16 protein-coding genes are annotated in these 15,580 nt (G+C 75.6%); 14 read left to right on the plus strand and 2 right to left on the minus strand.

Features of this window, described 5'->3' with window-relative positions; translation table 11 throughout:
* The first annotated feature begins 163 nt into the window (after positions 1-163).
* Genes dacB through hpt form a run of 4 tightly spaced genes read left to right on the plus strand, consistent with a single transcriptional unit; the run spans position 164 to position 4,483 of the window.
* Complete coding sequence (gene dacB / locus AC3RKA_RS00320) at positions 164-1,474, plus strand: D-alanyl-D-alanine carboxypeptidase/D-alanyl-D-alanine endopeptidase (RefSeq protein WP_230955699.1); 1,311 nt, start codon at positions 164-166, stop codon at positions 1,472-1,474.
* A gap of 34 nt (positions 1,475-1,508) precedes the next feature.
* Positions 1,509-2,717, plus strand: coding sequence for a zinc-dependent metalloprotease (locus AC3RKA_RS00325; RefSeq protein ID WP_002858262.1), 1,209 nt, complete (start codon positions 1,509-1,511; stop codon positions 2,715-2,717).
* Positions 2,704-3,882: a tRNA lysidine(34) synthetase TilS gene (gene tilS, locus AC3RKA_RS00330; protein ID WP_489727302.1), complete on the plus strand. Its 1,179-nt coding sequence runs from the start codon at positions 2,704-2,706 to the stop codon at positions 3,880-3,882. Before AC3RKA_RS00325 ends, tilS begins: the two co-directional genes overlap by 14 nt.
* 49 nt (positions 3,883-3,931) lie before the next feature.
* The gene (gene hpt / locus AC3RKA_RS00335; RefSeq protein ID WP_002858265.1) at positions 3,932-4,483 is read left to right on the plus strand and encodes a hypoxanthine phosphoribosyltransferase; all 552 of its coding nucleotides are present in this window, start codon (positions 3,932-3,934) and stop codon (positions 4,481-4,483) included.
* A gap of 40 nt (positions 4,484-4,523) precedes the next feature.
* On the opposite strand, the gene AC3RKA_RS00340 is transcribed toward hpt, so the two are convergent.
* Positions 4,524-5,588, minus strand: a complete 1,065-nt coding sequence (locus AC3RKA_RS00340) for a hypothetical protein (protein ID WP_489727303.1) — start codon at positions 5,586-5,588, stop codon at positions 4,524-4,526.
* 289 nt (positions 5,589-5,877) lie between these two features.
* Between AC3RKA_RS00340 and ftsH the strand changes: the two genes are divergently transcribed.
* Genes ftsH through AC3RKA_RS00385 form a run of 9 tightly spaced genes read left to right on the plus strand, consistent with a single transcriptional unit; the run spans position 5,878 to position 14,223 of the window.
* Positions 5,878-7,968: an ATP-dependent zinc metalloprotease FtsH gene (gene ftsH, locus AC3RKA_RS00345; protein WP_002858271.1), complete on the plus strand. Its 2,091-nt coding sequence runs from the start codon at positions 5,878-5,880 to the stop codon at positions 7,966-7,968.
* Between the two features lie 17 nt (positions 7,969-7,985).
* Entirely contained in the window at positions 7,986-8,606 is a 621-nt protein-coding gene (folE, locus tag AC3RKA_RS00350; RefSeq protein ID WP_002858272.1) for a GTP cyclohydrolase I FolE, read from the plus strand.
* A gap of 26 nt (positions 8,607-8,632) precedes the next feature.
* Positions 8,633-9,547 carry a dihydropteroate synthase gene (gene folP / locus AC3RKA_RS00355; RefSeq protein ID WP_206396713.1) on the plus strand — a complete coding sequence of 305 codons (915 nt, stop codon included), beginning with the start codon at positions 8,633-8,635 and terminating at the stop codon, positions 9,545-9,547.
* Positions 9,544-9,924, plus strand: coding sequence for a dihydroneopterin aldolase (gene folB, locus AC3RKA_RS00360; protein ID WP_065572787.1), 381 nt, complete (start codon positions 9,544-9,546; stop codon positions 9,922-9,924). Before folP ends, folB begins: the two co-directional genes overlap by 4 nt.
* Positions 9,921-10,565: a 2-amino-4-hydroxy-6-hydroxymethyldihydropteridine diphosphokinase gene (gene folK / locus AC3RKA_RS00365; RefSeq protein WP_489727304.1), complete on the plus strand. Its 645-nt coding sequence runs from the start codon at positions 9,921-9,923 to the stop codon at positions 10,563-10,565. Before folB ends, folK begins: the two co-directional genes overlap by 4 nt.
* On the plus strand, positions 10,562-11,095 hold the full coding sequence (locus AC3RKA_RS00370) for a DUF3180 domain-containing protein (RefSeq protein WP_010079667.1): 534 nt from the start codon (positions 10,562-10,564) through the stop codon (positions 11,093-11,095). Before folK ends, AC3RKA_RS00370 begins: the two co-directional genes overlap by 4 nt.
* Positions 11,076-11,588 carry a PH domain-containing protein gene (locus AC3RKA_RS00375; RefSeq protein ID WP_489727305.1) on the plus strand — a complete coding sequence of 171 codons (513 nt, stop codon included), beginning with the start codon at positions 11,076-11,078 and terminating at the stop codon, positions 11,586-11,588. Before AC3RKA_RS00370 ends, AC3RKA_RS00375 begins: the two co-directional genes overlap by 20 nt.
* Entirely contained in the window at positions 11,585-13,276 is a 1,692-nt protein-coding gene (locus tag AC3RKA_RS00380; RefSeq protein ID WP_489727306.1) for a PH domain-containing protein, read from the plus strand. Before AC3RKA_RS00375 ends, AC3RKA_RS00380 begins: the two co-directional genes overlap by 4 nt.
* On the plus strand, positions 13,273-14,223 hold the full coding sequence (locus tag AC3RKA_RS00385) for a Rossmann-like and DUF2520 domain-containing protein (RefSeq protein WP_336639354.1): 951 nt from the start codon (positions 13,273-13,275) through the stop codon (positions 14,221-14,223). Before AC3RKA_RS00380 ends, AC3RKA_RS00385 begins: the two co-directional genes overlap by 4 nt.
* Positions 14,224-14,381: 158 nt before the next feature.
* On the opposite strand, the gene AC3RKA_RS00390 is transcribed toward AC3RKA_RS00385, so the two are convergent.
* Complete coding sequence (locus AC3RKA_RS00390; protein WP_049158885.1) at positions 14,382-14,858, minus strand: low molecular weight protein-tyrosine-phosphatase; 477 nt, start codon at positions 14,856-14,858, stop codon at positions 14,382-14,384.
* Between the two features lie 262 nt (positions 14,859-15,120).
* Here AC3RKA_RS00390 and AC3RKA_RS00395 point away from each other — a divergent pair, with 262 nt between their 5' ends.
* Positions 15,121-15,570 (plus strand): DUF3806 domain-containing protein, encoded by a 450-nt coding sequence (locus AC3RKA_RS00395; protein ID WP_065572792.1) that lies wholly within the window; start codon positions 15,121-15,123, stop codon positions 15,568-15,570.
* Positions 15,571-15,580 lie beyond the last annotated feature (10 nt).

A 15,580-nucleotide genomic window follows, 5' to 3' on the forward strand; every position in this document is an offset into this window, starting at 1 on the left:
CTGCCGTCAGCCTACCGGGGGCGTCCGTCATGATGGACGCATGGGACAGGTGGACACGGGGCGCGCTGGGCGTCGGGATCGACGCACGGAACGCCCCCGGAGCCGCTCGCTCCCCGCCGCCCTTCTGGCCGCGTTCGCGGCCGTCCTGGTCGCCTGCGGGCCCGTGACCGCGCCGCCGGCCCCGTCGAGCGCGCCCGCCTCGTCGACGACCGCCGGGCCGACGTCGTCGTCCCCGTCCACCGGCCCCACCGCGGCCGAGGTGGCGGCCGCCGTCGAGCCGGGGCTGGCGGGGTCCCCGGGCACCGTCTCCGCTGAGTTCCGCGACCTGGCCACCGGTGAGGTGCTGTACGCGCGGGACGCGGACGAGCCCGTGGCCCCCGCGTCCTCGCTCAAGGTGCTCGCCGCCGCGGCCATCGTCTCCGCCCTGGGTCCTGAGACGACCCTGCAGACCACGGTGGTGGCCCAGCCCACCGCGGACGGCGCGGCCACCGAGCTGGTGCTCGTGGGCGGCGGCGACGTGCTGCTGGGCACGGGCGCCTCGGACTCGACGCACGTCTCCGGCCGCGCGGGCCTGCGCACCCTCGCGGAGCGGACCGTGGCCGGGCTGGTCGAGGACGGTGTCACCGGCCAGGTGGTGGTCAGCACGGACCTGCGGCTCTTCGCGGACCGCACGGCCCTGAACCCGCGCTGGACGTCGGACATCCCGGAGAGCGGCAACATCGCGCCGGTGCAGCCGTTGGCCACCTACGGCGGCCGTGAGGTCCCCGGCACCGGGGAGGACCGCATCGCGGCCCCGGCGCAGTTCGCCGCGCTCACCTTCCAGGCCGCGCTCGACGACGCGGTGGCCGCCTCCGGCGCCGACCTCGAGGTGGGTCTGCGGGACACGATCCCGGCCACCGAGGTGCCGCGCGCCACGGTCCTCGCCGCCGCCCCCGTCGCGGCCGTGGAGTCCGCGCCCGTGGGGGAGCAGGTCGCGTACCTGCTGGCCCACTCGGAGAACCAGGTGGCCGAGGCCCTGGCCCACACGGCCGCGCCCGCCGCCGAGCTGCCCGCCACCCACGAGGGCGCCACGCAGCTGCTGACGGCCACCGCCGAGGACCTCGGCGTGGACACCGCCGGGATGGCGCTCGTGGACTCCTCCGGACTCTCCCCGGACAACCGGGTCAGCGCGGGCCAGCTGGCCGACGTCGTGGCCGGGGTGGCCCGCACGCCCGCCCTGGCCACCGTGCTGGAGGGCCTGCCGCGGCCCGGCGAGGACTCCACGCTCGGCGACCGTTTCCCGGACGCCCCCGCGCGGCAGGCCGTGGCCGCCAAGACCGGCACGCTCGACCAGACGGTCTCCCTCACCGGCACCGTCACCACGACGTCCGGGCGGGTCCTCGCGTTCAGCATCATCTGCTCGGATCTGCAGTGGAAGCTGGAGCCCGCGCGCGCGGCGGTCGACGAGGCCGTCAGCGCCGTCGCCGGGCTCTGATCCGAGGTCCGGGGCCTGTGATCTGATGGAGCCCATGAGCGACGACCACGCGACCGACCGCCCCCGCGCCGCGGACGCCGAGCCGGGCGCCACCGCCCACCCGGTGGACTGGGCCTTCGCCGCGCGGACCGCACGGTCCCTCGCCGCCGCCGGCCCCCGGTTCACGCCGCGGGAGGCGACGCGCGAGGCAGAGGGCCTGCGCGCCGCCGCGGAGGCCGCCGTGCCGCACGTCCACCGCCTGACCGGGCTCGAGGCGGCACGGGACCTGCGCGACTCGCAGGTGCTCGTGGTGGACCGCCCCACCTGGTCGCGCGCCGCCACCCAGTCCTTCGCCACGCTGCTGGACCCCACGTTCGCGCATCTGCGGGACACCCGCCCCCGCGAGCACGCCGCCGCCACCACCCGCGTCACCCGGCACGCCACCGCCCTGGAGATGGGCGGGATCCTCGCGTGGATGTCCGGGAGGATCCTCGGCCAGTACGACCCGTTCATCGCGCTGCCCGGCCCCGGGGGGACGGCGGGCGGCCCCCCGGGCGGACGCCTGCTGCTCGTGGCCCCGAACGTGGCGCAGGTCCGCGCGGAGATCAACGTGGACCCGGCGGACTTCCGCCTCTGGGTGTGCCTGCATGAGCAGACCCACCGCGTGCAGTTCGCGGCCGCGCCCTGGCTGCGCGAGCACCTGCGGGCGGAGATCACCGCGCTCACCGTCGGCCTGTTCGACAAGGCCGAGTCCCTGCCCGAGCGCCTGCGCTCCGCGCTCGCGGCGGCGAACCCGCTGGGTCGGGAGGCCGACGCCGGCCGGACCGGGACGCGGGACGGACACGACGCGCAGGACGCGGCCCCGGCCCGCCCCGCGCCGGGCCTGCTCGGCGTGATCCAGGACGAGGAGGACCGGGAGCGCCTGTCCCGGCTGACGGCCGTGATGTCCCTGCTCGAGGGGCACGCGAACGTGGTGATGGACGGCGTCGACTCCTCCGTCGTGTCCTCCGTCAAGACCATCCGCCGTCGCTTCGACGAGCGCGGCGACCGCCGCTCGCCCCTGGACCGCATGCTCCGCCGCGTGCTGGGCATGGACGCGAAGATGGCCCAGTACCGCGACGGCCAGAGGTTCGTGGCCGCCGCCGTGGCCGAGCTCGGCATGGCCGGGTTCAACGTGGTCTGGGACGCCCCCGAGCTGCTGCCGAGCGAGGCCGAGCTCCACGCCCCCGAGACGTGGGTGGCGCGCATCCGTGCCCAGGCCTGAGGCGCGGGACCCGGGGCCGACGCCGGCGGGCGGGGCCGGCGGCCTGCCCGCGGTCGGCTCATGGCCGCCGCGCACCCGCTGGCCCGAGCCCCTGCACCGGGCCGTCGCGGCGGTGCGGGAGGCCCTCGCGGGCGACGGGTCCTGTCGCGCGGATGCCGGGCCGGGCCGGGCAGGGAATCGCCCCCGCGGGCTCGTCGCCCTCTCCGGCGGCGCCGACTCCCTCGCGCTCGCCGTGGCCTGCGCCGTCCTCGTGGGCACCCGGGACGGTGCGCGGCTCGGCCCGATCGGCGCGGCCGTGGTGGACCACGGGCTGCAGTCGGGCAGCGACGCGGTGGCGGCGGCCGCCGCCGACGTCGCCCGCATCCTCGGTCTGGCCCCGGTCACCGTCACGCGGGTCGAGGTGGCCCGCACCGGCGACGGCCCCGAGGCCGACGCCCGACGTGCCCGCCGGGTGGCCCTCGCCGCCGCCGCCCGAGACGCGAGGCCGGGGGGCGCCGTCGTCCTCACCGCCCACACCGCCGACGACCAGGCCGAACAGGTCCTCCTCGGGCTCGCGCGCGGGTCCGGCACGCGGTCCCTCGCGGGGATCCCGGCGCGCGGGACGCTGCCGGGCGGGGCCGCCGTCGTCCGCCCCCTGCTGGGCCTGGCCCGCGCGGACACCGAGGCGATCTGCCGCTGGGCCGGGCTGACCTGGTTCGAGGACCCGCACAACCGCGATCCCGCGCTGCTGCGCTCGCGGGTCCGCACCCGTGTGCTGCCGGCGCTCGAGGACCCCGACGCCGGCCTCGGCCCCGGCGTGCGGGCCGGGCTGGTGCGCACCGCGGCCATCGCGGCCGAGGACGCAGCGGCCCTCGACGCATGGGCCGGCGACGAGTTCCCCCGGCTGCGCGTCGACGCGCCCGGCCGGGACCCGCGCGTCGTCTCCCTGGACCTGGACGCCCTGGCCGCGCTGCCCGCCGCCGTGCGCCACCGCGTGATCGCGCGCGCCGCCCGCGCCGCGGGAGGGCAGGCCCCGCCCCGCGAACGGATCCTCGCGGTGGACACCCTCGTGGCGGGTGCCCGCGCGGGGGGCACGTCGGCCGGTCCGGTGGAGCTGCCCGGCGGGGTGGCTGCGCATCGGGCGTGTGCCAGACTGGACCTCATCCCCCGCCTGCCCGGTCCCTGACTGCGGCCCGGCCCGGCATTCCCGCACGAGCACTCACCAGGAGCGGCGCATGGACGCACAGGATGTCCAGAACGACCTCACCCACGTCCTCATGTCCCGCGAGGACGTGCAGGACACGATCACGGACCTGGCCCGCCAGATCGACCGCGACTACGCGGACAAGGACCTGCTCATCGTCGCCGTGCTCAAGGGCGCCGTGATGGTGGTCGCCGACCTCACCCGCGCCCTGCACTCCCACGTGGAGCTGGACTTCATGGCGGTGTCCTCCTACGGCTCCGGCACCAAGTCCTCCGGCGTGGTGCGCATCCTCAAGGACCTCGACGCGGACCTCACGGGCCGGCACGTCCTGATCGTCGAGGACATCATCGACTCCGGCCTGACCCTGTCCTGGCTCAAGGCCAACCTGGAGTCCCGCGGCCCGGCCTCGGTCGAGATCTGCACCCTGCTGCGCAAGCCGGAGGCCATGAAGGTGGACATCGACGTGAAGTACGTCGGGCGGGACATCCCCAACGAGTTCGTGGTGGGCTACGGCCTGGACTACGCGGAGAAGTACCGCAACCTGGACTTCGTGGGCACGCTCGCCCCGCACGTGTACAGCTGACCGGGGGCCCGGCCCGGCGTGGCCCGGCGGGGCCGACCTGTCACGCGTGGTGTCGCTCTGGCGCCGGATCTCCGCCCCATTCCGACTCCCTGCGTGGCAGGTCGCCGGCGTCCCCGAGGTGACGGCGCACCTCCACGATCACGCGCGTGAATCCGCGGCGAGCGTCGGAGGAGGACACGGTGATGTTCCGGTATCCCCGTCGCGCGAAGGCCGCGTTGCGCTGCACGTCGCGGTCGATCTGGCGATCCGCGCCGTGGTGGCCGCCGTCGTAGTGCAGGGCCACTCTCGCCCGCCGATAGCCCAGGTCCGCCGTCGCGGGGTGGTGCAGGGAGAACTCCGGGTCCCAGACCTCGAGCTGCAGTGCGGGCTCGGGGAGCCCGGCGGCCGTCAGCGCGAGCCGGAGCCGCGTCTCCTTCGGCGAGTGCGCACCCACCCGGACCAGCGTGGCGGCGGTGCGGAGCCGTCGTCGCCGGTTGTGCGCGGACGGGCTGGTCTCGGCCGCCTGGGCCAGGGCCGCCCGGGTCCGCTCGGCGGCGCCCGGACCGCCGGACAGCTCCGCCCGGCGGACGAGATGGTCGCCGAGGATGACGAGCTCGTCGTCGTCGAGCAGGGTCGCGAGGTCGACCCAGAGACGGGGCGGGGCGGTGACGTACCAGGCCAGGCCGCCGATCCGCACGCCCTCCACGTCCGCGGGCGGGAGCGCTGTCCGGTGGGAGGTGACGCCGGGGAGGGAGAGCTGGCCACGGTCCCGCGGGCGGCTCACGTGGACGCCGTCCCCCGCGTCCAGCCGTTCCGGCAGCCAGATCTCACGGGCGCGGGCCGCGGTCTGGTGCGACACCACCGTGGTGGTGCGGTGCGGGGCGAGCCGCAGCAGCAGCTCCCGTTGGGCCGTCGAGAGCGGGGTGCTCCACCGGTAGGGGGAGGAGCCGGCCACGGGGTGCTCGACGGCGGCCGGGGTGGCCTCACGCCGGCGGTAGAGGCCCCGGGCGAGGCGTTCGACGTCGGAGCGACGCAGCCGGTTGCGGTCGATGCCGGCGGCCCTCGCCTGCGCGGCGGTGAAGGGGCCGTCGGGCAAGGCCGCGGGAAGCGGGGCAGGGCGACGCATGGTGCCAGCCTGGCGCGGTGGGGTGGGCGGCGTCCTGGGCCGCCGTCGGCCTGGGGAGGAGTTCGGGTGCACGGGGGTCTGTGCAGGCGGGGACGCAGGGGCGCGACCGCAGCGCCGGCTGACCGCCCGCGCCCTGTCCACCTGACGCGAACAGTCAGCGGACACCCGGGCCGGGCCGGTACCGTGGGGGCTTGACCCGGGCGCGACGTCGGCCCTGCGCCGGCCCCGGCCGCACGGCGGCCGCCCCGGGCAGCCCGGCCCCCGCGGCAGACCAGGAGACACTCGGACCGTGAAGAAGCTGTTCAACAAGCCCTACGTCTGGATCCTGCTGGGCCTGCTGGTCCTCGCCGTCGCGATCCCGCTGACCACGTCGCAGAGCGGCCGCACCATGGTGGACACCAACGTGGGCATGGCCCTGCTGAAGGACGACAAGGCCGCGCAGGCCCGCGTGGTGGACGGGGACCAGCGCGTGGACCTCACCCTGCGTGAGCCCTACAAGCAGGACGATCGGGACCTCGGCAAGGAGGTCTACTTCTACTTCGCCAGCGCGCGCGCCACGGACGTGGTCACCGCGGTGGACGACTCGGCCCTGGACGGCTACACGGACGAGCCGGTGCGGAGCAACTGGTTCCTCTCGCTGCTCGGCTTCATGGTCCCGTTCCTGCTCATCGCCCTGCTGTTCTGGTTCCTGATGTCCCGCATGCAGGGCGGCGGCGGCAAGGTCATGCAGTTCGGCAAGTCCCGCGCCAAGCTGATCAACAAGGACAACCCGGACGTGCTGTTCAAGGACGTCGCGGGCGCGGACGAGGCCGTGGAGGAGCTCCAGGAGATCAAGGAGTTCCTCACCGTGCCGGACCGCTTCCGCGCCGTGGGCGCCAAGATCCCCAAGGGCGTGCTGCTCTACGGCCCGCCCGGCACGGGCAAGACCCTCCTGGCCAAGGCCGTGGCCGGTGAGGCCGGCGTGCCGTTCTACTCGATCTCCGGCTCGGACTTCGTGGAGATGTTCGTGGGCGTCGGCGCCTCGCGCGTGCGCGACCTCTTCGAGCAGGCCAAGTCCAACGCCCCCGCCATCATCTTCGTGGACGAGATCGACGCCGTCGGCCGGCACCGCGGCGCAGGCATCGGCGGCGGCAACGACGAGCGCGAGCAGACCCTGAACCAGATGCTCGTGGAGATGGACGGCTTCGACGCCTCCACGAACGTCATCATGATCGCCGCGACCAACCGCCCGGACGTCCTGGACCCGGCGCTGCTGCGCCCGGGCCGCTTCGACCGCCAGATCCCCGTGGACGCCCCGGACCTCGAGGGCCGCGCCAAGATCCTCGAGGTGCACGCGCAGGGCAAGCCGATCGCCCTGGACGTGGACCTGCGCGCCCTGGCCAAGCGCACCCCCGGCTACACGGGTGCGGACCTGGCCAACGTGATCAACGAGGCCGCGCTGCTCACGGCGCGCTCGAACAACAACGTGATCGACAACCACGCCCTGGACGAGGCCGTGGACCGCGTGATGGCCGGCCCGCAGAAGCGCACCCGCCTGATGAACGAGCACGAGCGCAAGGTCACCGCCTACCACGAGGGCGGCCACGCGCTCGTCGCGGCCGGGCTGCGCAACTCCGCCCCGGTCACCAAGATCACGATCCTGCCCCGCGGCCGCGCCCTGGGCTACACGATGGTGGTCCCGGAGGACGACAAGTACTCCGTCACCCGCAACGAGCTCCTGGACCAGCTCGCGTACGCGATGGGCGGGCGCGTGGCAGAGGAGATCGTGTTCAAGGACCCGTCCACGGGCGCCGCGAACGACATCCAGAAGGCCACGGACACGGCGCGCAAGATGGTCACCGAGTACGGCATGTCCGCCAAGGTGGGCGCCGTGAAGCTCGGCGGCGGCAGCTCCGAGCCCTTCATGGGCGGCGCCGGCGGCGGCTCATCCCGCGAGTACTCCGAGGAGCTGGCGTACCTGGTGGACGCGGAGGTCCGCGCCCTGCTGGACCAGGCCCATGCCGAGGCCCACTGGGTGCTCACGGAGAACCGGGACGTCCTGGACCGGCTGGCCTACGAGCTGCTCGAGAAGGAGACGCTGACCCAGGAGGCCATCGCCGCCATCTTCGCGGACGTGCGCAAGCGGCCCGAGCGCGGCGTGTGGCTGGCCTCGGACGACCGGCTCCCGCAGGACATCCCGCCGGTCCTCTCCCCCTCCGAGCGCCGCTCGCGCCACGACGGCGGGGATCAGACCCCCGTCGGCGTCGAGGGCACCACGGTGCCGGTGCGTCCGGAGGGTGCGCCGCCGTCGTCGCTGGGCGGGGACGCGGCCGGCCCCGGCCTGCCGCCGCACGGCGGTCCGAGCAACACGCCGGGCCCCGGCGAGGGACCGACCTTTTGACCGCGCAGGAGGCCCGCATGACAGCCCACACCCCCGACGACGCCGTCCCCGGCACGTTCGACCCGGACTCGACCGCGGTCGACCGGCCGCGCATCGAGGCGGCGGTGCGGGAGATCCTGCTGGCGATCGGTGAGGACCCGGACCGCGAGGGCCTGACGGACACCCCGGCGCGGGTGGCCAAGGCGTACGCGGAGTTCTTCGCGGGCCTGCACCAGAGCCCGGACCAGGTGCTCGGTACCACGTTCGACATCGCGCACGAGGAGCTCGTGCTCGTGAAGGACATCCCGTTCTACTCGACGTGCGAGCACCACCTGGTGCCGTTCCACGGCGCCGCGCACATCGGCTACATCCCCTCCGCCGAGGGCCGCGTGACGGGGCTGTCCAAGCTGGCCCGCCTCGTGGAGCTGTACGCGCGGCGTCCGCAGGTGCAGGAGCGGCTGACCACGCAGGTGGTGGAGGCGCTCATGGAGCACCTGGCCCCGCGCGGGGCGATCGTGGTGGTCGAGGCCGAGCACATGTGCATGTCCATGCGCGGCGTGCGCAAGCCGGGTGCGAAGACCGTCACCTCGGCGGTGCGCGGCCAGCTGCGGGATCCGTCCACGCGCTCCGAGGCGATGAGCCTCATCATGCACGGCTGAGGACCACCGACGGCGGAGGAGGACACGTGGACGAGAGCATCGACGCGGCGGCGCGGGAGGCCAACCGCGCCCTGCTGGGGCGGCTGCCCGCGGACCGGACCCTGGTCATGGGCATCCTCAATGTCACCCCTGACTCGTTCTCGGACGGCGGGGAGCACGCCACCGTCCGCGCGGCCGTCGAGCACGCCCGGCGCATGGTCGCGGACGGTGCGGACATCGTGGACGTGGGAGGGGAGTCCACCCGCCCCGGGGCCCGCGCCGTGCCGCCAGCCGAGGAGCAGGCGCGCATCCTGCCCGTGATCGAGGCGCTGCTGGCCGAGGACGTCGTCGTCTCCGTGGACACGCGCCACACCGCCACCGCCCGGGCCGCCCTGGCGCTGGGGCCGGTGATCGTCAACGACGTCTCCGGGCTCGCCCACGAGCCGGAGATGCCGGCGCTGATCGCCGCGTCGGGCGCGCCGTACATCCTCATGCACAACCGCGGGAACCCGCAGACCATGGACGGGCTGGCCGTCTACGAGGACACCGTCCCGGACGTCGTGTGCGAGCTGCGGGACGTGGCCGGCCGCTTCCTCGCCGCGGGGGTCGAGCCCGCGCAGCTGATCGTGGACCCGGGCCTGGGCTTCGCGAAGGCCGGCGAGCAGAACTGGGAGCTGCTGCGCGGCCTCGAGTGGCTCCGCGCCATGGGCCACCCGGTGCTCGTCGCCGCCTCGCGCAAGCGGTTCCTGGGCACCCTGCTGGCGGACGACGACGGCGCCCCGGCCCCGCCCGCCGCGCGCGACGCCGCCACCGCGGCGATCTCCGCCCTCGCCGCCGCCCAGGGCGCGTGGGGCGTGCGCGTGCACGACGTGCGCGCCAGTGCCGACGCCGTCCGCGCCGCCGCCGCTTGGGTCGGGGCGCACGCCCCGGGTGAGCCCGTCTCCGAGGACGTGCTGCCGTGACCGCCCGGGACCGCATCCGCCTGGCCGGGCTGTCCGCCGTCGGGCACCACGGGGTCTTCGACCACGAGCGCCGGGACGGGCAGCCGTTCGTCACGGACGTCGTCCTCCACCTCGACGCCGGCCCCGCCGCGGCCGGCGACGACCTCGCCCGCACCGCCAACTACGCCGAGGTCGCGGACACGGTGGTCCGCCTGGTCACCGGGGAGCCGGTGGACCTGATCGAGACCCTCGCCGACCGGATCGCCCGCGCCGTCCTCGCCGAGCAGCCCGTGGTGGCCGCCGTCGAGGTCACCGTGCACAAGCCGCAGGCGCCCATCCCGCACGACTTCGCGGACGCCGCCGTCACCGTGCACCGCACCCGGGAGGACCTCGCGTGAGCACCGTCGACTGGTCACACCCGGCCGAGGGCCCCGCGCCCGTCCCGGAGCTGGGCGTCCGCCCGGACGCGCCCGTCCCGGCCGTGCTGGCCCTCGGCGCCAACCTGCGCGAGCCCGCGCAGACGCTCGACGCCGCCGTCGCCGCCCTGTCCGCGCTGCCGCACATCACGGACGTCCGGGCCTCGCCCCGGGCCGTCACCGCGCCCGTGGGCGGGCCGCCGGGCCAGCCCGACTACCTCAACCAGGTGGTCACGCTGCGCACGGACCTCGCGCCGAGGGAGCTGCTCGCGGTGGCGCACCGGCTCGAGCAGGACCACCATCGGCGGCGCGAGGTCCGCTGGGGCGCGCGCACCCTGGACGTGGACGTGATCGCCTACGGGGACGTGCGCAGCGACCACCCGGACCTCACCCTGCCGCACCCCCGCGCGGCCGAGCGGGCCTTCGTGCTGCTGCCGTGGCTGTGGCTCGACGCGGACGCCACGCTCGCCGGCACGCCCGTCGCCGACCTCGCCGCCGTCGCCGCGGACGCCCCCGGGGTGCGCCGCCAGGAGCCCGAGCGGCACCGGCTGCTGGCCGGCACCGACGACGTCGTCCCGCTCCGCCCGGCACGCCCGGACGCCCTCGGGAGGGAGGCCACGTGATCGCGCTGCGCTCCGGGTGGACCCTGCTCGTGGTGCTGGCGGCCGCCGTACTCGGCTGGCTGGCCGGGCTCGCCGCGCCGTCCCTGGGCTGGCCGGCGCCCGTGGTGGGCCGCAGCGGCCTGATCACCGTGGCCGCGGTCTCCGTGCTGTGCCTCGCGCTGGGCTGGCGGGTGCGCCGCGACCGGGAGAAGCCCGCCGCCGCGCGGATGGACCCGCTCGCCGCGGCCCGCACCCTCGTGCTCGGCCAGGCATCCGGCTTCGCGGGAGCGGCCCTCGGCGGCTGGCACGCCGGTGTGGCGGTGCAGGTGCTGCTGCGGGCCGGCGTCGGGGCGCCGACCGTGCGGGAGGCCGCCCTGCAGGCCGCCGGCGGCCTCGTCCTGCTGGTGGTGGGGCTGATCGTCGAACGGTGGTGCCGGATCCCCCCTGAGGAGGATGCGCCCGAGGGCGGCCGTGGGCAGGATGGGTCCCCGGACCGGGGCCGACCGGCCCGTCCCGAGACCGAAGGAGGGTATGCCCGTGCCCGGCATTGACCTGAGCGGCGTGGCCTTCACCCCGGCCTCGCCCCGACTGGCGACGGTGCAGTTCATCGCCACGACCATCGGCCACCTGATCTGGCTCGCCGCGTTCTCCGTGCCGCTGATCCTCAAGCTCACCGGCCCGTGGGCGGGGATGGCCGCGTGGGCCGCGTGGGGGCTGCCGGCCGTCGTCGTCGTGTCCTGGGTCGTGGACTTGATCCTGATCCCGCGGCGCGTGCGCGCGATGGGCTGGGCCGAGCGCGAGGACGACGTCCTGTGGCGCGAGGGCATCCTGTTCCGCAGCGTGCATGCGGTGCCGTACGGCCGCCTGCAGTACGTGGACGTCTCGGACGGCCCGCTGCTGCGCCGGGCCGGGCTGCAGACCCTCACCCTGAAGACCGCCGCCGCGGGTGGGGACGTCACCCTGGAGGGTGTGCCCCGCGAGAGGGCCGAGGAGCTGCGCGAGGTCCTCATGGCGCGCGGCCAGGCGCGGCTGGCGGGTCTGTGAGCGCCGCCGCCCCGCCCCCCGCCGACGACGCCGGCTGGGTCCGCGTGCACCCCGCCTCGCCCTGGGTGCGGGGCTGGACCTTTCTGCTGCTGGTCCTGTTCCTCGTGGGCCGCAACGCGGTGGAGGACTTCGCGGCGGGCCGGCTCAGCGGGGAGGACGTCCCGGGCGGCGGAGACGGCAGCCTGCTCGTGGCCGGCGGCATCCTGCTGGGGGTCACCCTGCTGATCAGCCTCGTGTTCTTCTTCTCCTGGTGGTTCACCCGGTTCCGCTGTGGGGAGGACCGGATCGAGCTGCGTCAGGGCTGGCTCTTCCGCAGCCGGCGTCAGATGCGCTACGACCGCATCCAGGCGGTGGACCTGCAGCACCCCCTCGTGGCCCGGCTGCTCGGGCTGGCCACGGTGAAGGTCGAGGCGGCCGACGGCGGCGAGTCCGCGCTCGAGCTGTCCTTCCTGCGCCGCGCCGAGGCCGAAGCGGTGCGCCGGGAGATCCTGGACCGCGCGTCGGGGGTGCTCGGGGGAGCCGGGGCGGAGGCAGCCGCCCCGGAGCGCGCGGCCGAGCCCGGCCTCCCCGACGCCGATCCCGACGCCGTGGACGCGGACGCCGGCGAACTCATGCTGCAGGTGCCCGCGGGGCGGCTCTTCGGCTCCGTCCTGCTCTCCGGAGGCGTGCTGGGGGTGGTGGCCGGGTCCCTGATCTGGCTGGGCGGTCTCGCCCTCGTGGTCGCGCTGCTGCCCGAGGCGGTGCTGGACGAGGGGGAGACCCTGACCGGGATCGGCGCGGCCGCGTCCCTGCCCGCCCTGTTCTCCGTGGTCGGCGTCGCGTGGTCCCGGCTGAACGCCGGCTGGGGCTTCCAGGTGCGCCGCTCACCGGACGGGCTGCGGCTGCGGCACGGGCTCACCGAGACCACCCACCAGACCGTCCCGCCGGGGCGGGTGCAGGGGGTGACCGTCTCCCAGCCCCTGTTCTGGCGGCCCTTCGGCTGGTATCGGGTGAACGTGGCGGTGGCCGGCTACGGGCAGGAGTCCGACGGCGCCCGGGACGTGGCGCTGCCCGTCGGGCCCTGGGGGGACGTGCTCCGGGTCCTCACGGTTGTGGCCCCGGACCCGGGCCTAGACGGTGATCCGCGCGCCGCGCAGGGGCTGACCCCCGCCGGGCTCATGCACCTGGGCGTGCACGGCTCCGGCACGGAGGGGGGCTTCCAGCACGTGCCGCGGCGCGGCAGGTGGTGGTTCAACTGGTTCGCCTGGCGACGGATCGGCTTCACGACGACGCGGACCCTGCTGGTGGTGCGCAGCGGCTGGCTGCACCGCCGGCTGCAGACCCTCCAGCACGAGCGCATGCAGGCGGCCGAGCTGGTGCAGGGGCCGGTGCAGCGGCGCCTGGGTCTGGCCACGGTGCGCGTGTGGGTCGCGGGGGCGAACGCCGTGGTCCGCGACCTCGACGAGGACGTGGCCGTGGACCTGTACGCCCGGGAGGCCCGGCACGCCGCCGTCTCGCGTCGCCTCGCCGACCGCGACCAGTGGATGCGCCCCGAGGAGCTGGCCCGCTTCGAGCAGCGCACGCGCGAGGTCGCGGCCACCGAGGTGGGCCGCCGTGAACTGGCGCGGGCCGGCGTCGGCGGCGGTGCCGTCGTCGGGGAGGAGAGCGGGGCAGACGTCTCCGCTGTGCGCGGCGAGGAGGAGCGATGACCGGCGGACTCGACCTGAGCCTGGACCCGCACGACCCGGCGCAGCGGCCCGGGCGGCTGGGCGTCGGCGTGGTGAGCGCGGGCCGGGTGGGGGCCGTGCTGGGCTCGGCGCTGCGGGCGGCGGGCCACACGATCACGGGCGTGCACGCCGTCTCCGAGGCCTCGCGGGACCGCGCGGAGATGCTCCTGCCGGGCGTGCCCGTCCTGGAGATCCCCGAGATCCTGCGCCGCTCTGAGATGGTCGTCTTCGCCGTCCCGGACGACGCACTGGGCGAGCTCGTGGCCGGCCTGGCCGCCGCGGGGCACGTGCAGACCGGCCACCTGCTCGTGCACACCTCCGGCCGCTACGGGGTGGGGGTGATGGAGCCGGTGCGCGCGCACGGGGCGATCCCCCTGGCGATCCACCCGGCCATGACGTTCACGGGGCTGAGCCTCGACGTCGCCCGGCTGCAGGACTGCGTGTTCGGCGTGACCGCGGACCCCGTGGTGCTGCCCGTAGCCCAGGCGCTCGTGGTGGAGATGGGCGGCGAGCCCGTGGTCGTGAAGGAGGCCGACCGGGCGGCCTACCACCTGGCGCTGTCCCACGGGTCGAACCACCTGGTGACGCTGACGGCGCAGGCCCGTCAGATCCTCGAGACGATCGGGGTGGCCGACCCGGAGCGGGTGCTGCGCTCGCTCATGACCGCCGCACTGGAGAACGCGCTCACCGACGGCGACGGCGCCCTCACCGGCCCCGTGGCCCGCGGCGACGTCGACACGCTGCGGACCCACCGTGAGACCCTCGGCGAGCTCGAGGCCGGGGGACTGCCGGCGGACGTGCGGGCCGTGTGGGAGACACTCGCCCGCGCGACGACCGACCGTGCCGAGACCCGCGGCGCCCTGCGCGCGGACACGGCGGCGCGGCTGCGCGAGGTCCTCGACGGCTCCGACGACCCCCACGACGACTGACCGACCCCCCGCCGCCCCCGTTTTCGTTCGGGAAACGGCGGGTCCCGGACCGTTTTCGTTCGGGAAACGGCGGGTCCCGGACCGTTTTCGTGCGGGAAACGGCGGGTCCGGCGGCGTTCGCGTCGCTGGGACGGGACCCCGGGACCGCGCCCCGGCCGTCAGAGGCGCCCGTCGCGGATCGCGGCGACGACGCCGTCCGCCGCGTCCTCGATCTGCCGGTACATCTCCTCGAACTGCGGCCGCGGATACCCGTACGGATCGGGGACCTCGCGCACCCCGGCGCTGTCCGCATCCGACGCGAACTCGCCCATCAGGTGGATCCGGTCCCGCTGCTCGTCCGTGGTCGCGAGCCGCCGCGCGTCGGCGAGGTTGGCCTCGTCCATCACAAGGATCAGGTCGGCGTCGTCCACGAGGTCGACGGACAGCTGCACCCCCACCGTCGGGAACTCGTAACCCAGTTCCCCGCCGACCTCGCGGGTGAGGTGATGCGGCCGGGCGCCCACGTGCTCGCCGGACGTGCCGGCGGAGGTGACCTCGACGTCGTCGAGATCGGCCTCCGCGAGCTTGCGGTTCAGCACGGCCTCGGCGGCGGGCGAGCGGCAGATGTTCCCCAGGCAGACGGTCATGATGCGCATGGGGCCAGTGTCTCAAGCCCGGGCGGGGGGCGGCGGACGACGCCGGCCCGCACGCTCGACTCGTCGCTGGCGGCGCGACGTCGGTTGCGTCCACGAGGGTTGCCGCTGGGGGCGCGGAGGCCTCCGGCGGTCCGTCCCCCGGCTCCTCGCCGTTTCTCGAACGAAAGCGCTGCGACACGCCGCCGTTTCCCGAACGAAAGCGCGGCCGGCGCCGCCCGTTCCGGCGACGGCTGCGCCGGACGCGCCTGGCAGGATGGAGGCCATGACCGACCAGCCGGAGATGAGCCCCCTGACCGAGCCCGAGCGGGAGTGGGTGCGCGTCCGCCGCGACTTCGCCGCGCAGGAGGGCGTGGACCACCTGGACCTGGACGCGGTCGCCGCCTACTACGACGCCGTGCTGGCCCGCTCGCAGGACGAGGCCGAGGAGCTGGACCCCGAGGAGCTGGCGGTGCTGCTGGACGTCGTCGCGGTGCTGCTCGGCGAGCACCTGGGCGCCCGTCACGGCATGCAGTGGGTGACGGTCGCGGATGAGGAGGGGCCCGCCCTCGCGCTGCGGGACACCCTCTCGGACGCCGTCGTCTTCCCGCAGCCGGTGGTCGGCCAGAGCTGGAACGAGCAGGCCACGGGGGAGTGGATGGGCGGGTACGTCGACTGGCTCGGCGAGCAGCTCCAGCAGATCCGGGCCGACGCCGGCACGCGGCCCGGCGCCTGAGGCGCGGCGG

It is taken from the genome of Micrococcus sp. iso_229, assembly GCF_058072725.1.

Coding starts and splice junctions, on each gene's coding strand:
- folE (WP_002858272.1), top strand. CDS start 7,986: ATGACAGCCCACACCCCCGACGACGCCGTCCCCGGCACGTTCGACCCG.
- AC3RKA_RS00325 (WP_002858262.1), top strand. CDS start 1,509: ATGAGCGACGACCACGCGACCGACCGCCCCCGCGCCGCGGACGCCGAG.
- AC3RKA_RS00390 (WP_049158885.1), bottom strand. CDS start 14,858: ATGCGCATCATGACCGTCTGCCTGGGGAACATCTGCCGCTCGCCCGCC.
- AC3RKA_RS00340 (WP_489727303.1), bottom strand. CDS start 5,588: ATGCGTCGCCCTGCCCCGCTTCCCGCGGCCTTGCCCGACGGCCCCTTC.
- hpt (WP_002858265.1), top strand. CDS start 3,932: ATGGACGCACAGGATGTCCAGAACGACCTCACCCACGTCCTCATGTCC.
- AC3RKA_RS00395 (WP_065572792.1), top strand. CDS start 15,121: ATGACCGACCAGCCGGAGATGAGCCCCCTGACCGAGCCCGAGCGGGAG.
- AC3RKA_RS00375 (WP_489727305.1), top strand. CDS start 11,076: ATGCCCGTGCCCGGCATTGACCTGAGCGGCGTGGCCTTCACCCCGGCC.
- AC3RKA_RS00385 (WP_336639354.1), top strand. CDS start 13,273: ATGACCGGCGGACTCGACCTGAGCCTGGACCCGCACGACCCGGCGCAG.